Origin of the sequence: Paenibacillus sp. FSL R10-2748, from assembly GCF_038005565.1 — a bacterium.
GTDB lineage: Bacteria > Bacillota > Bacilli > Paenibacillales > Paenibacillaceae > Paenibacillus > Paenibacillus polymyxa_B.
Window position 1 is genome coordinate 152958 of sequence record NZ_JBBOTK010000004.1, and the last position, 16449, is coordinate 169406.

The window sequence follows — 16449 nt, forward strand, 5'->3', positions numbered from 1 at the left end:
ATTATTTGGCTCCTTTCAGGGCGGCTAGCGGCTTGCATTTGGCTACAACTGCTGCGAGTCCTGCCCCGGTGACACTTTCGATAATCTCATCTACATTTTTGTAGGCTAGCGGAGATTCGTCGATAATGCTTTCCAGTGATGCCTGATTGACCACAATTTCGTCGTCTGTCCCTACACCCAGGGCCCCTGCAAAATCGTCCACACTGACGAGTCGTTTGGTCGCAGAACGCGAACGAATACGGCCTGCTCCATGACAAATGGAGTGGAAGTTATCCTGACCGCCCGGTAAACCTACCATAATATAAGAGGCTGTCCCCATAGAGCCGGGGATCAGGGCCGGATGCCCTGTCGCCTGATAAGGCCGCGGATTGTCAGGGTGTCCTGCTGGAAGAGCACGCGTAGCACCTTTACGATGCACAAACACGCTGCCGTGATCCGGATGGGATTCCTCCCAAGCATAATTGTGCATTAGATCATACAAAGTACGCAACTCGCACTTTGTACCAAAGACATCGCGGAAGGCTTCACGCACCGAGTATGCGATGAGATGTCGGTTTACCACGGCATAATTCAGCGCCGAATACATCATATCGACATAATGTGCAGCCTCGGGATGGTCCAGCGGTGCGAATACCAGTCTCGGGTCAGAGGTACCGAGTCCGAGACGGCTCATCGTCTTGGCAATAGCAGATGAACTGGCCTGGCTGACTGCTCCACCCCAAGCCCGCGATCCAGAATGAATCATCACAGCCACCTGACCGTCGAACATACCCCACGCTTCAGCTGTTTCGCGGTTTTCCTCCGCGATTTCAATCGCCTGAATTTCGACGAAATGATTGCCTCCACCCAGTGTGCCGAGCTGTCGGTGAGCCCGATGCCATGTACGGTCTTCGACAAGATTCAGCACCTCCTCGTCAAAGGAGAACTTACTGTGCTCTACATGGGTGAGTGAGGTGGATTTCTTAGGAGTGTAGCTGTCCGGAATATATTTGTTGGGTAAGCCGTGTAGACCCTTGCGTACAATATGCTCCAGTCGGATATCCGAATAATGCCCGCGCTGGTGGGCTTCCATGGGCAAGTATTTGTCGAGGGTTTTGACCAGCTTGCGGCGTAGCTTGGTTTCCTTCAAAGCATCCTTGTGCAAATTGGTCAGGTGTACGCGCATGCCGCAGCCAATATCACTGCCGACGATGGAGGGGGATACATAGCCGTCCTCCATTCCCCATACAGCAGTCGTACCGATGCAGGTTCCGACGCCTACATGTACATCTGGTGTGTATCCCATATAGCGGATACCAGGAATTTGTAAATTGTTATTAGCCATCTCGAACACCTTGTAATCCAGGGAGGAGAAAAGTTGCTGAGAAGCATATACGGTTAGATCACCTGCTGGAAGCTTCATCAGATGGCTGTATGGTCCTTCATGCAAGGACGAGTTGGTTGTATGTTGTATATTCATATAAATGGGTAGTTCCCTTCTTCATGTAAATTCATAAATACTTGCATAAAAAGATTTAAAAAACAAAAAAAACCGCAGACTTGTCGTCTACGGCTTCCTGCACCGAAAGTGTCATTACATTTTATGATCAACACATCATAAATACGTAAAATAACTTGTTCTTCCAATAGCATAAGAAAATAAAAAAGCCTGGCTAATCACGCCGTCAGACAGCGTGATATCGCCCATCATGTCGCCCGAACGGGGCCGATGAGACAAAAACTCAAATATGTGGTTGTATCGTGCTGCCTGTCTGTCGTTATCATATAAAGCTCGGTCATGTCTGTCGGCCCCCTTTTCTTAAAGTTAATTGCTATGTTAATGGAAACCTGTGGAAGCTGTCAACCCCTGAAAGGTAGAAGTGTGGGAGAATGTGACTTTACTCATGGTGAAGTGTGAGTAACATCATAGTTCAATTGGCCCAAAGCTGTTATTGTACTGAATATTCAAATATTCAGATATTGTTGATCGTTTATAGGACAATTCTGTGAGGGGGACGGAGCAGGCATGGAAGGAGATCTCCAGAAATTTAAGGCCGACTTTTTCAAAGCATTGGCTCACCCTCTGCGCATCCGCATTTTGGAGGTGCTGAGTGAAGGGGAACGGAATGTGAACGAGCTGCAGACTGCGCTCGGTTCCGAAGGTTCTGCCGTATCGCAGCAATTGGCCGTTTTACGGGCCAAAAATTTGGTGAACAGCTTCAAGGAAGGTACATCGGTTGTATATTCACTACGTGATCCGCTTTTGACGGAGCTGCTTGCGGTGGCGCGGCGGATTTTTGACAATCATTTGGTCGAAGCTATCTCGTTGCTGGAAGGTATACGTAACGAGAAGTAATGCTATTACAGAAAAGAAGGGTTATAGGAATGAAGTGGATAGGAAGGTTCGAAGGCTATAACGCAGGGGCTTTGCGAAAGGATCTAATTTCCGGAAGTATTGTAGCAATTGTGGCGATTCCGCTCGGTATGGCGTTTGCCATTGCATCAGGAGTAAAGCCGGAATATGGGCTGTATACGACCATTGTTGCGGGGATTTTGGTTTCGCTGCTGGGAGGGTCCAAATTCCAGATCGGAGGACCTACTGGTGCATTTATTCCGATTTTGCTGGCTATTGTCATGCAATACGGTTATGAGAACCTACTCATAGCCGGTTTTATGGCGGGCATTATGCTCATTTTAATGGGTGTGCTAAGGCTGGGGGCACTGATTAAGTTTATTCCCAAGCCAGTAACAATTGGCTTTACGGCCGGAATTGCCGTGACGATATTCAGCGGTCAGATTGCTAACTTTCTCGGCTTGCGCGGGGTAGAGCGGCATGAAACTTTTCTGCCTTCCATGGCAGAGCTCATCCATCGACTTCCTTCACTGAATGTATATAGTATCCTGACGGCTTGTATCTGTCTTGCCGCGCTTATTTTGGTGCCAAAAAAATGGCCCAAGATACCCGGCTCACTGGTTGGCCTACTCTTGTCAACGCTGGTGGCAGCTTTACTTTTTCCAGGGCAGGTGGCTACCATTGGATCTGCGTATGGCGCAATTCCAGCATCTTTACCTGAGCTACATATTCCTGTGATGACGTGGGATTTGATCGTGAAACTCTTGCCGCCAGCACTTGTTATTGCAATGCTGGGAGCTATTGAATCTCTGCTTTCAGCGGTGGTAGCTGACGGTATGACGGGAGCTCGGCATAACAGCAATCGTGAACTGGTTGGACAAGGGATTGCTAATTTGCTGACACCGCTGTTCGGCGGTATTCCTGCGACAGGTGCAATTGCCCGCACTGCCACAAATATCCGTAACGGTGCTGTTTCTCCTATGTCAGGCATCGTACATGGGTTCGTGGTGCTCCTCATTCTGGTGCTTTTTGCACCTTATGCATCTAATATTCCGTTGGCCAGTATGGCTCCGGTGCTGATGGTAGTAGCGTGGAATATGAGTGAGCGCAAGCATTTTGCGCACATTCTCAAAACGCGGACAGCGGATTCTATCGTACTGGTTGTCACCTTTTTGCTGACGGTTTTTACGACGCTGACAACGGCTGTGGAGGTGGGTTTAATTCTGGCGGTTGTATTGTTTGTTAAACGTATGAGCAATACACTTTCAGTAGACAAGGTACTTCCTGATCCTTCTGTAAAACATGAAAAAGTAGGCGCGCATATGGTCACAGATCAGCATGATTGTCCACAGGTGGCTATTTACAATGTGGAAGGCCCTCTATTTTTCGGTGCAGCTTCGGTATTGGAAAACTCAGGTGTGGGAGGTCAGACTGACCACCTACAAGGGATTTTGTTGTTGCGTATGGGAAAGGTCCCTTTTATGGATATGACGGGAGAAGGTAACTTTACCGCATTAATTCAGAAATACCGGAAGTCTGGCGGGACGGTGCTTGTTTCCGGACTCCAGCCTCAACCGCTGGCATTACTACAGAAAACCGGATGCTACGACATGATTGGACAAAAGCATTTTTTCGAACATACAGGAGAGGCCCTTACGGCTGCACTTGCGCTGGTGAATCAGGATCATTGCTGTGGATGCAGGCAAATGGCTTTCCGAGAATGTACGAGTCTGTGCCGCAGATCGCAGCAAACCAAATCTTCCTTTCCAGACGGAGCCATTTCGGTTCCCTTACCAGTAAATAGCGGCAGATAACACTCTTTTAAATTTGTTGCTGAATGCCGAAAAATCTCTTCTAATCTCCGAAACCAAGTGCACAATGAAGACTTGCATTTGCTTCGAAAATGGAAGAGATTTTTCTCTTCTTAAAGAAAAAAAAGGAATAAAATTCAAAAAAATGCTTGAATATCTGATTTTATGACACTATACTAGATTCAAAAGATACCATATGTTTCATTCTTTTGTTTTAAATTGTATTTTAATATTTGCTTATCAACCTCCTCGATCACTTCTAGTTTCTTACCCTACCTTTTTCTTCATTTTTTTCACTTACTATTTTCAAACTTGTCCACCTGTTCCTACCCGATGCTCGTTCTTTGCGGTCTGCACCAAGGGTTATTCACCTCAGAATGATGACCTATGGATTTCACCCCAGCGGAATCTATATTTTTTAAAGGAGGTGAGTACCAGAGGCTATTTTGTGAGCTTTTGACGTAGCTACTCGGAGGCTGTCCTTGAGAATTAAAAAACCAAGTAAAGGGAGATGGAAGGTATTGATTAAGTCGAAAAATATCAAAAAGACGCTGTCGGTCAGTTTTACTGCTCTTCTTGCTTTTTCTCTGATTTCTCCGGTATATGGTGATTCCAGCACAACCACCTCAGCAGGAGGATCGACGATTTCCGCCAAGGTTTCTGCCAAGCTGAACCAACAATTCAGTGCCAGTGAGTATGTCACCTATCTGGTTAAATTAAAAGATCAGGTGGATACGGAGTCAGTTGCCAAGCATGCTTTCCAAAAGGCCTCTGCAGAGCAGATTTCACCCGCTGCTGCTAAGCTTTCTGTACGTACAACGGTTGTGAACTCTCTCATGGATACAGCAGAAAAAACGCAACAATCCGTGGAGGAATACTTAAAGAAGGAAGTCAATAACGGAAACGTCAAAAAGTACAAGAGTTACTTTATCGTGAACGCATTTGCGGTAACCAGCACCAAAGAGGTCATGGATAATCTCGCCACACTTCCTGAGATCGACAAAATTTTACCGGATGAAAAGCGGGAACTGCAAAAGGTAGAAATAGATAAGGATGCCCAGCCCGTAGTTGAGGAATCTACAGCTGACCAAGCGGTTGCAGATCAGGCCGCTGTAGATACGGCTGTGACGGAAGAGAATGCGCAAAAATCGGTGGAAGAATCCGTGTATAAGGATGCGGTAACGCCAAGCCGTGTCGAGTGGAATATCTCTAAAATCAAAGCACCACAGGTTTGGGCCAAAGGCATCGACGGCAAAGGCATTGTAGTCGCCAATCTGGATACAGGCGTTGAATATACTCACCCGGCGTTGAAAAGAAAATGGCGTGGTCTGAACGCTTCCGGTCAGGTCGTTAATCCAGAACTGAGCTGGTATGATGCGGTTGATGGAGCATCGCTGCCGACTGATTCAAATGGACATGGTACACATACAATGGGTACGAGCGTTGGCTCGGACAGCAACGGTACGAATGAAATCGGTGTTGCCCCTGGCGCCAAATGGATTGCGGTTCGAGTATTCAATCCAGATACGACCGACTCCATCTTACTGGACGGTGGACAGTGGATTCTTGCTCCTGTAGATAAAAACGGTAAAAAGCACCCTGAGCTTGCACCGGATGTGGTGAATAACTCTTGGGGCGGTGGACCTGGCCTGGATGAATGGTATCGACCAGTCACCAAGGCGTGGAGAGCGGCTCAGATTTTCCCTGAGTTCTCCGCAGGCAACACAACATTGTCCAATCCGGGCGGACCTGGGTCTGTAGCCAATCCGGCAAATCTGCCGGAAGCCTATGCGACAGGAGCCACCGACGTTAACAACAAGCTGGCCAGCTTCTCGCTGCGCGGTCCTTCTCCTTATGGCGAAGTGAAGCCTGAAATCTCGGCTCCTGGTGTCAACATCCGTTCTTCTGTACCGGGCGGAGTGTATGAGGGGGGATGGAACGGTACCTCCATGGCAGGCCCGCATACTGCTGGATTAGCAGCATTACTGCTTCAGGCCAAACCATCTTTGACTGTGGATCAACTGGAGGATGTTATTTCAAAAACAGCGACGCCGCTGACAGATAGCCAGTATCGGACTTCACCGAACAATGGTTACGGATATGGTCTGATCGACGCGCTTGCTGCGGTGAACTCCGTACTTAAGTGAGGATTTTGCAAAAATCCCATAGGCGACTTCCAATGAACAAGATATAGAGCGAAAGATAGGATTAAGAAAGACCCCCAAAATCCCTTTGAGCGGCTCGTACAGAGATTGCATACACCTGTTAACCGTGTAATGCACTATTACGTAGCCGCAAAAAAGGGCTTTTCGTACATAAAAGAATATAAAAGTCATAGAATTTCAAGAAAAATGCAAAAAAATGACTTGTATATCTGTTTTGATAACTTTATACTATTCCATAATATATGATTATATATCAATTTTTAATATAAACTGTAATGATATAACATGTTTTTCTTCGAAGTTCTCCTGCTTTTTCTCCTTGGTTTCTACTGAATTTCATCGCTTCCTATTGGGATTGTAAACTCACCTATGAAGTACCAACACCTATGAACAGCCAAATATTTTTGTGCCTCTATATTCTATGAAGGAGGTGGTCGCCAACCACATCGTGTTGCGCAACCCGTGTGTTTGATGTGTAAGGTATGAGGTCTTACTCTGTACAGGTTATTCCAGAAACATTAAACCTAGTAAAAGGAGTGGAGAAGTAATTGATTAAACCTAAACGATTCAAGAAACCACTATCTATCGGACTATCTTTGCTAATGGCCTTTTCCTTTGTTCAACCTGCTTTGGCGAATAACACACCGGATGGCTCCAAGCTGGAGCTGAAATCCGCCTCGCACAAGGTCACGACCGCGAAGGTATCCCCGAAACTGACCAAACAGTTTGAGGAGAATAACTATGTTACCTATCTGGTCAAATTAAAAGAACAGGTAGACACCAACAAGGTTTCCAAAAATGCACTCCAAAAGGCCTCACTTGAGAAAATAACACCTTCCGCTGCCAAAATGGCTGCGCGCAGCCATGTGATCAGTTCTCTGCGTGAAACGGCTTCAAGAACCCAATATGGGCTTGAAAATTATTTGGATAAGCAATCAGAGAGCGGCGGAGTGAAGGAATATAAAAGCTTTTTTATTGTGAATGCATTGGCTGTAACAAGCACCAAGGAGGTGCTGGATCATATTTCGCAGTTGCCTGAGGTCGATAAAGTCTTGCCGAATGAAACGCGTTATCTGCAAAAGGTGACGGTTGACAAGCAAGCAGAGGGAGCAAATGCCAAAACGGCTGAAACAGCCACAGCAGCAACGGCGAAGTCTGCAACGGTAGAGAAGGCTGTAGAGCTGGAGAAGGACGATGGCAAAACATCGGCTAAGCCTGGCAATGCAGGTAAGAACGCTGTAGACCCATCTACGGTGGAATGGAACATATCCCATATTAACGCACCACAAGTGTGGGAAAAGGGAATTGACGGAACCGGAATCGTGGTTGCCAATCTGGATACAGGTGTAGATTATACACATCCGGCCCTTCATCGTAAATGGCGGGGTTTGGACGCGGCAGGCAATGTCGTGAATCCCGAGCTGAGCTGGTACGATCCGCATAGTCATGCGACGCTTCCGGTCGATCAGGAAGACGATTCCCATGGTACACATACGATGGGCACGATGGTCGGCTCTGAGGAAAACGGAACGAACCGAGTTGGCGTTGCTCCTGGTGCGAAGTGGATTGCGGTTCGGATTTTTAATCCGGAAACGACGGATGCAATTATACTGGATGGCGGTCAATGGCTGCTTGCGCCAAAAGATGCCCAAGGGAATCTTCATCCCGAGCTTGCTCCAGACGTAGTGAACAACTCGTGGGGAGGTGGACCGGGTCTTGATGAATGGTTCCGGCCTGTGGTTCAGGCATGGCGGGATGCTCAAATCTTCCCCGAATTCTCCGCAGGTAATACCTCTCTTTCCAATCCGGGCGGACCTGCCTCGGTAGCCAATCCGGCAAACTATCCGGAATCCTTCGCTACTGGAGCCACGGATAGCAATGATAATCTGGCCAGCTTCTCATTGTTAGGACCATCACCCTATGGTGAGGTGAAGCCAGAAGTTTCCGCACCGGGTGTTAATATCCGGTCATCTGTCGCTGGTGGCGCCTATAAAGGCGGGTATAACGGTACTTCCATGGCGGGACCTCATGTTGCGGGCCTTGCAGCTCTGTTGCTGCAAGCGAATCATTCGCTTACCGTAGATCAGCTTGAGGAAATTTTGATGAACACAGCTACACCGCGCACGGACAGCACATATCCTACTTCGCCAAATAATGGCTACGGACATGGTGTTATTAATGCGCTGGATGCAGTCGGTTCGGTCATGCAAGGTCTGGGCTCCGTGTCTGGTAAAGTTGTAACGGGGGGCGACGATCTGGAAGCACCTGTTCTCGAGCATACACCGCCCGCAGCGGCATTCGAGGGTATTGATATACCTCTGACTGCTCATGTAACGGATGATGTCGGCGTGACAGCCGTTGAGGCATTTGCCAAAACAGCAGGTACGTCAAACTATGTATATATTCCGTTAGAACGGACCTCCGGCGACAGCAAAGATGGTACATATCAAGCGTCTATCCCGACTTTTTTGGTGGACAGCGCTGGTCTGGAATACTATATTCGTGTAAATGATTATGGTAATAATGGATTTGAAACTGAAGTATACAAGGTTAAAATCTCCAAAGGCGTAAAACCAGGCTACACACAAGACTTCGAAAAAGACATTGCCGGTATTAATATCGGTGGACAGGGCAGTGTTTGGAAATGGGGAACTCCGACAAGCGGCCCTAAAAACGCACATTCGGGTACAAAGGTCATCGCGACTAATCTCGAAGGCCAATATCAGGCCAACTCCAACAGTTATTTTATGGCCCCTCCGATTGATCTGACCGAGAGCTCAAAAGGGGCACTGGTCAGCTTCAAGCATTGGTACGATCTTGAAAACAATTCTGATTTCGGCAAAGTGTACGTAGCAACCACAAACAATCAGAATGCGTTTGAGCAGGTATTATCGTTTACCGGCACCAGCAACGGCTGGAAAACACAATATCTTGATTTGCGGGCATTCGCGGGTCAAAAGGTATACCTCCTGTTCAACTTTACGAGTGACAATACGGTTGTGAAAGATGGCTGGTATATTGACGATCTGTCGATTCAGGAGCCAGACACCGTTGCACCTGCTGCGCCGAGCAATTTGACTGCTGAAGCAGATACTGTGGGCAACGTTACACTAGCATGGAATGCTTCCTCCGATGAGGATGTAAAGCAGTACAAGGTGTATCGTTCTACCCAATCAGGCAAAAATTATACTTCCATCGGTACAACCTCAGCACTGACACTCACAGATACCATCACGGTCGGTGGAGCAACCTATCATTATGCAGTGGCGGCTGAGGATTATAGTGGCAATGAAGGAATCAAGTCGAATGAGGCTTCTCTGAGAGTAGACGTGCCGGATACGCTGTATAGCGATCATTTTGACGGCAGCTCGGATAATGGCTGGACTCATTCCGGTACCAAGGATGAGTGGGAACGCGGCATTCCCAAGGAAGTAGGACCAGAGAGCGCAGCGTCCAGACCCAATGTGTGGGCAACCGATCTTGATAGCAATTATGAGAACGGAGCTGAATTTTCGCTGGTTTCTCCCAAAATTAATTTGCAGGCTGTACGCAACGCAACACTGACCTTCAATCACTGGTTTGAAATTGAGGCCGGCTATGATTACGGTTATGTGGAAGTGTCCAAAAACAATGGCGACACGTGGAGCGAGCTGGGCAAGTTCTCTCACAACACGAACGGGAAAAAGTGGACTCCAGTTTATTACAATCTGGATAGCTACACCGGCAATGAGATTCAAATTCGCTTCCGTTTGAAATCGGATAACAGTGTGAACAAGAACGGCTGGTACATTGACGATTTCCGTGTGCTGGGCATTCCAGCTACGACAGTGACCAAGGACATCGTACCTGAGTCGAATATCAAGCTGGAAAAAGCGGAAGAACAATTCCCGCTGTACAAAATTACAAGCACTGAAAAGAGTGAATTCCAGGAGAAAGTGAAGCCGGCAGAAACAACGGTGGATAGTGGACGTGTCGGGCTCGACAGTCTTCCAGCCAGCGCTACGGTTACGGTATTGGAAACCGGACGTTCGGTGAAAACGGATCCGACCACGGGCAAATACAGCTTCACCCATGTAGCGGGCGACTATACGCTGAAGGCTGAAGCCTATGGTTATGTGCCTCAAACGAAAGCAGTCACGATTGAGAATAACAAAGTCATCAGAGCAAACTTTAGTCTTCAGGCCGTACCTCACGGTACGATTCACGGGGTCATTACCGACAAGCAATCCGGTGAACCGATCCAAAAAGCGAAAGTGTTGGTGCTGGAGGATGCGCGTATTGCTCCGGTAGAGACGAATGAGGCTGGAGAATTTACGCTGGACGTGCTGGAAGGAACATACACATTGTCCATTTCAGCTGAGAATTATTATAGTGACAGTGTATCCGTTACTGCTCCTGCGAACGGTAGTGTGGAAGCGAATGTCACGTTGAAACCTTTCATCGGGTTCCAGGGAGGCATTGCCTACGATGACGGGACAGGAGAAAATGCTAGAGCCTTTAACGCGGCAGGCAATTCATGGGCAGTCAGAATGACGCCTGAGTCGGAAGTGGCTCAAGTGACAGGAGCATCGCTTTTGTTCTGGAACTCTGCCTTCCCGAATCCGGGAGGAACGGCATTCCAATATTCTGTCTATGACGCCTCCGGTGCGGCAGGAGCGCCTGGACGATTATTGGCTGGTCCATTCGACGGGACTGCCGTGCGGGACGAGTCACAATGGACGACGGTGCAGCTTCCAGAGCCGGTGACGGTTCAAGGTGACTTCTACATCGTATATACACAGTCTGCTGTAGGCACACAGTCGCCGGGTCTTGCTACAGATGAGAGTGGCCCGAATGCACTTCGCAGCTGGCAAGGTGTAAGCGGCGCATGGAGCCAATCACCTGAGGAGGAAGGGAATTACATGATCCGGGCTATCGTCAGATATCCGGTGAATGCTCCAACGATTACGACTCCTACGAAGGCTACGTATACGCAGGAAGAGTCGATTACCGTAACAGGAACTTCCCCGGCAGAAGGAGCCGATATTCAGCTCTTTAACGGTAAGGAGCTGGCTGGCACAACGAAAGTGAAGGATCGCCACTTCAGTTTGTCGGTTGATCTTCAACCAGGAGCTAATCCGCTAAGTGTTCAAGCAGCGGTATACGGCAAATTAACGGATCGTTCCGAAACGGTGGTTGTGACACTCGATCAGACTAAACCGGGTCTGATCCTGACTTCACCTGATGAAGGGGCCCGTACAAACGCGGGTGTAGTCAGTGTAGTCGGTACCGTGTATGACGAGTTCCTCACCGAATTGACGATTAATGGTGAGCCCGCTGAATTTGGAAGTGACGGCAGCTTTAACAAGCGGTTGCTTATCAACGAAGGTGAAAATCAAATTACGGTGACGGCCAAGGATCTTGCCGAAAACGAAACAAGTGTTACGCGCTCGGTGTATGTCGATACAGCTCTGCCGAAGCTTGAAAACATTAGCCCTGCTGAGGATGTGCGTATTACTCCAGGGCAGCCGGTACGAGTATCCTTTGACAGTGCATCCGGTTTGGAGGCGTCCTTCCATGTGGAGCTGCCTTTCAACCTGTCCACTTTGGGCCGCAACGATATTCCATTAAATGAAACTTCGTCAGGCCACTATGAAGGTACTTATTTCACTTCATCTTCTCTGAATCTGGAAGGCGGAGTCATCGTGATCCGGGTAAGGGATGCAGCGGGAAATGAAGTGGAGACGGAGGCACCGGGAAGATTGTATGTAGCCAATGGTGGAGGACAGAACCCTGATCCGAATCCATCCAATGAGAAGCCGGTAGCCATTATTCAGGCTAATGAATCAGCTAAGAAGAACAAAAATGTACAATTTAACGCCAAAGCTTCCCGTGATGTAGACGGTGAGATCGTTAGTTACAGCTGGAATTTTGGCGATGGCGATACGGCGGTCGGTTCCAAGGTGAAGCATAAATTCACCACAGCTGGAACGTATACCGTAGAGCTAACGGTGACGGATAATGACGGCGCAAGTGGTAAGACTGTGCATACGATCACGATCCGTTAGCAGCCAGTAGGAAAGGAAATGCTTCTTTTAGAATAACAATGAAGGCCCACAGCAAGCCACGGTTTATAGAGGCTGCTGTGGGCCATTTTTAAATTGTCGAACCGTTCAAGAAGCGGTACAATGAGTAGAACTCTATAAAGTGAATCGTTTCACAATAGAGGATTTTGCAAAAATCTAATAAGCGATTTTCAATAAACGATATATAGATCGAAATGGTCTAGTTCGTCTATATATTGCACTTTGGAGCGACTGGAATCGAATTTTGCAAAATCCTGAATAATATTTTTTAGCAGGAGAGGATCCTATTGATTCATTTGCAAAAAGAAAGCGGACGTATCCGTCTTGTGCTGGATGCCTATTTTATGGGGGAAGATATCATTGTACTCATTTCAGGCGGTGATCAGCCTCATTTGGGAACGATTACAGCAGGGGCCAGACTCGAGCCTATTCAAACTGTGCAATTGCAAAATCACAAGGAGTTTTATATTACCGAAGAAATTGCAGTTCGCTTGCGAAAAGAGTTTGCAGGCAATTTTGCCATTTGCTGCGGGGCACATTTGGATCATGCAACCAAGGATGAAATCCGAGTGCTGACAGATATGGCTATACAACTGGGGAAAGAGCTCATTGGAGAACTCAAGCAAGAACGCTAGTAGCGACCTTTTTAAGTGAACTCCCGAAAGAGCAGATTGCGATATGGGTACTTACTAAAGGGATACTTAAAAAGCAATGCAAAGCCATCATCCTCAATTTGTACAGATTTCAGCGCAGAGGATGGAATCAAACTACGGATCATGACATGAACTGCACGCTGGTCTTGTCTGTTGATCGCTTTGGCAAAGGCAGAAGCAAAACATGGATTGCGTGCCAATTCGCGATACAGCGGAAAAACGGCTTTTGCAATGGCGCGATGAACTCTCGGCTCAAACGTAAACTGCACAGTCCCCGGTGGAATCGTCGTTCCATTCGTATAATAGAGCATCGGTGGCTGAGCTAAAAAGGAAATAAAGTAGCCGATGCCATTCGTGCCTAAGCCTTGTTTGGCGGCAAATGGTGCTACTGAGCAGAGAAGGGATTTCATCCGATCCAAATTGCCCTGAACGACAGCTCGTGACCATTGAACTGCAAACGCACGGCGAGTTGCAATAGCTTTGTAAAATGGCAGCATGGCAGTGGAAATTATCCTAAGTGTGTTTGCATTTAAACGTTTGTGAGGCGAGCCCTTTCTGCGGGATGTTGCACGATATAGCATAGCTCCGACCTCCTTGGCAGGATGCTCTCATGGAGCGCAATTGATCTGTAACAGGTACAATACTGTATGCCCGGTTACCTCAAAAAGTGCTAATATCGCTAGGTTTCTTCTTTTTAACGTTCTAATTTAAAAATTCGAAATAAGTACTGTCCTGATTTGTAAGATTGTGGTACCCTAGAACTTATATAATTGCTATTTTTCGTATTGGAGTTGAATTTAACAGATGAGTGATTTGTACAAGGAGCCTCGATCTTCCGATCCTTTTCAGGAGACGAACGATTATAACGCCCCATTTAACCCGCCCCCAGTAGTTCCACCTACAAATAGTAAAGCTGTTGCCTCGATGGTGCTCGGGATTTTATCTGTTGTCATTCCCTATATTGGGTTGATTATCGGAATTGTGGGTATTATTTTGTCCAGCCTTTCCCTGAAGGAAATTAACCGTCATGGCGAGCAAGGCAGAGGTATGGCCATTGCTGGATTGGTATGTAGTATTATCGGTACACTGATTTATACACTGATCATCATTTTTATAGTTATTGTTTTTATTGTAGCGGCCTCCAGTGGCGATCCGGATATTTTTTCAGACATTTAATCAATTGAAGAATGCTTGAGTCAGACAAACCATTCACGATTTGACGATTGGATGCTATGATAAAAGGAGTCCAATGAAGGAGAGTGAAGCCATATGGCACGTACTCAAACACAAAAAGCGTTGAGCAAGGCAAAACGCGCTGGAATCTATTGCGCGGCACAAAGCCGCAAAACGAATGACCATTATGGCGAGATTTCACAGCACATACGAATGAAGCCGACCAAGCAAGAACAATTACAGAAGATCAAGCACAAGAAGCGAATCGTTCAGAGCGACGCTTCTTTTTTTTGTCTTTAGAGAGAACAGCAGTGTCCTTTTCGGCTTGGATTTATAAAGTAGCAGAGAAATGATTGTATACAAGCGAATAGCGTTTTTCTGTACCGAAAAAGGACTTGATAATAATTATCATTCTTGTTAGAATATCATAAGAAAGAAGGAACCCGGGCATGGGCTCCTTCATTATAAAACTAGGCTTGAAATCAAAGATTTACTTGGCTTCGAAGGTTTTGCAGTCTGTTTCTTCAGACTTGTGAGTGTCTTCAGGTCTGTTGCTTACGATGTAAATGGAGCTAGCGCTGCATTTATTCTCTTGGGCCCAGTGCGTACATGAATTGACTTCACACAGAACGTCTTTTGCCATGTTGTACACCTCCTTATATGGATGTGGTGGGCTGAGCAAATATAATCACGGTCAGTCAAGGTAGGACTTGTCCAACTGTGTTTACCCTCTTGTTAGGAAGAGGGACTTTGCTATGCCTACTTGTACAATATCAAATGAATTTTAAAATTGCAATGTTTGCTTCTTTTTGCAGTTCGAAGCGGACACAAGTGTCCCTTTTAATTAAAAAACAAAAGCTGTCCTCCATGCAGAACGAAATGTTTCTCTGCTGGAGAACAGCTTTTTTTGTTTTTCTGACATAATGACGATATGAAAAGACTTAGCGCACGTTAGGAATATTTACGATGGGATCGATGTCAGCATCATAGTCTACGCCCTCAAACTCAAAGCCGAACAGTTGGAAAAATTCGTGACGATATCCTTCAAGATCTGACAATTCGTAGATATTGTTGGTCGTCAGCGCCTCCCATATCTTCTCAACCTCTGCCTGTACGTCTTCGCGCAGTTCCCAATCATCAATACGAATACGTCCTTCTTCATCTACAGGAGTTTCTGGTGCGTACAGACGCTCAGCAAACAGGCGGTAGCTCTGTTCTACGCACCCTTCATGCAGCCCTTTTTCCTTCATTATCTTATATAAAGCAGAAATATACAGAGGAACGACAGGGATAGCGGAGCTAGATTGGGTAACGAGTCCTTTGGTGACTGCGACGAAGGCGCGTCCGCCTGTAACTTTCAGCTGATCGTTCAGCTGATGTGCTGTCTCCTCCAAATGATCCTTTGCACTTCCGATACTGCCTTCTCTGTAGATGGCTTGCGTAATATCTGAACCAATATACGAAAAGGAAAAGGTTGTTGCAGTATCAGCCAATACACCGCCTTCACGCAAGGCGTTAATCCACAATTTCCAGTCCTCACCACCCATAACCTCTACAGTTGCTTGTACTTCTTCTTCTGTTGCGGGTTCAAGCGTCACGCTGCTGACTTCCCCGGTGTGGAAGTTAACGGTCTTGTTTGTGTAAGGCTTACCAATAGGTTTGAGCACGGAATTAAACGTTTCGCCTGTGCGGGGATTTGTACGACGACCTGAAGCGACACTGTAAATCACCAGATCGACTTGTCCCAGTTCTTCGCGAATGGCTTCCACCGTTTTGGATTTGACCTCATCCGAGAAGGCATCGCCTGTTACGCTTAAGGATTTAAGCCCAGCTTCCTGAGCAGCTTTTTCAAATGCAGCAGAATTGTACCAGCCTGCCGATGCTGTACGTGTGGCGGTAGCATTACTAGGGCGATATACACCAATTGTATTGGCACGCGCACCGAAGGCGGCAGTAATGCGAGAGGCCAACCCATATCCGGCAGATGCCCCGATCACAAGTACATTACGGGGTCCTTGGATAGCAGGACGGGCCTGTACATAGTCAATTTGCTCCTGAACATGTTGGGCACAGCCCACCGGATGAGCAGTGGTGCAGATAAAGCCACGTGTTCTTGGTTTGATAATCATGTTATTGTAATTCCTCTCTTCTTGTAGCGATCTTCCCCCTTACTATTTTAACTTTTAACTATTTTTTTTCAAACGTGGATTTTAGTAAGTATCCTTTTTACCCAAAAGTGTATCCTTGCAC

The 16449-nt window shown here is 47.0% G+C and carries 11 protein-coding genes; 7 read left to right on the forward strand and 4 right to left on the reverse strand.

Translation table 11 applies throughout. The features are described 5' to 3' along the window. Position 1 precedes the first annotated feature (1 nt). Positions 2-1459 carry an RtcB family protein gene (locus tag NSS66_RS13770; RefSeq protein ID WP_340959134.1) on the reverse strand — a complete coding sequence of 486 codons (1458 nt, stop codon included), beginning with the start codon at positions 1457-1459 and terminating at the stop codon, positions 2-4. Positions 1460-2005: 546 nt separating this feature from the next. Here NSS66_RS13770 and NSS66_RS13775 point away from each other — a divergent pair. From NSS66_RS13775 to lpdD, 5 genes are all read left to right on the forward strand, one after another. Then, on the forward strand, positions 2006-2335 hold the full coding sequence (locus NSS66_RS13775) for an ArsR/SmtB family transcription factor (RefSeq protein WP_013311437.1): 330 nt from the start codon (positions 2006-2008) through the stop codon (positions 2333-2335). A gap of 29 nt (positions 2336-2364) precedes the next feature. Beyond that, positions 2365-4146, forward strand: a complete 1782-nt coding sequence (locus NSS66_RS13780; RefSeq protein WP_023989820.1) for a SulP family inorganic anion transporter — start codon at positions 2365-2367, stop codon at positions 4144-4146. Between the two features lie 518 nt (positions 4147-4664). After that, positions 4665-6290 (forward strand): S8 family serine peptidase, encoded by a 1626-nt coding sequence (locus NSS66_RS13785; RefSeq protein ID WP_340959135.1) that lies wholly within the window; start codon positions 4665-4667, stop codon positions 6288-6290. Positions 6291-6856: 566 nt separating this feature from the next. Next, a complete protein-coding gene (locus tag NSS66_RS13790; protein ID WP_340959136.1) occupies positions 6857-12355 on the forward strand; it encodes a S8 family serine peptidase in 5499 nt (1832 codons plus the stop codon). A 305-nt stretch (positions 12356-12660) separates the two neighbouring features. Further along, entirely contained in the window at positions 12661-13008 is a 348-nt protein-coding gene (gene lpdD / locus NSS66_RS13795) for a prenylated flavin chaperone LpdD (RefSeq protein WP_279835801.1), read from the forward strand. 11 nt (positions 13009-13019) lie between these two features. Here the strand turns inward: lpdD and NSS66_RS13800 are convergent, their stop codons facing one another. Next, positions 13020-13607, reverse strand: a complete 588-nt coding sequence (locus NSS66_RS13800) for a hypothetical protein (RefSeq protein WP_028542494.1) — start codon at positions 13605-13607, stop codon at positions 13020-13022. 223 nt (positions 13608-13830) lie between these two features. On the opposite strand from NSS66_RS13800, the gene NSS66_RS13805 reads away from it, so the two are divergent. Beyond that, entirely contained in the window at positions 13831-14202 is a 372-nt protein-coding gene (locus NSS66_RS13805) for a DUF4190 domain-containing protein (protein WP_025720792.1), read from the forward strand. A 93-nt stretch (positions 14203-14295) separates the two neighbouring features. Then, complete coding sequence (locus tag NSS66_RS13810) at positions 14296-14499, forward strand: hypothetical protein (protein WP_279835797.1); 204 nt, start codon at positions 14296-14298, stop codon at positions 14497-14499. 190 nt (positions 14500-14689) lie between these two features. Here the strand turns inward: NSS66_RS13810 and NSS66_RS13815 are convergent, their stop codons facing one another. Together NSS66_RS13815 and fabV are read right to left on the reverse strand one after the other, a co-directional pair. Next, complete coding sequence (locus NSS66_RS13815; RefSeq protein ID WP_023989813.1) at positions 14690-14842, reverse strand: DUF1540 domain-containing protein; 153 nt, start codon at positions 14840-14842, stop codon at positions 14690-14692. A 298-nt stretch (positions 14843-15140) separates the two neighbouring features. Continuing rightward, positions 15141-16328, reverse strand: coding sequence for an enoyl-ACP reductase FabV (fabV, locus tag NSS66_RS13820; RefSeq protein WP_028542496.1), 1188 nt, complete (start codon positions 16326-16328; stop codon positions 15141-15143). Between the last annotated feature and the right edge of the window lie 121 nt (positions 16329-16449).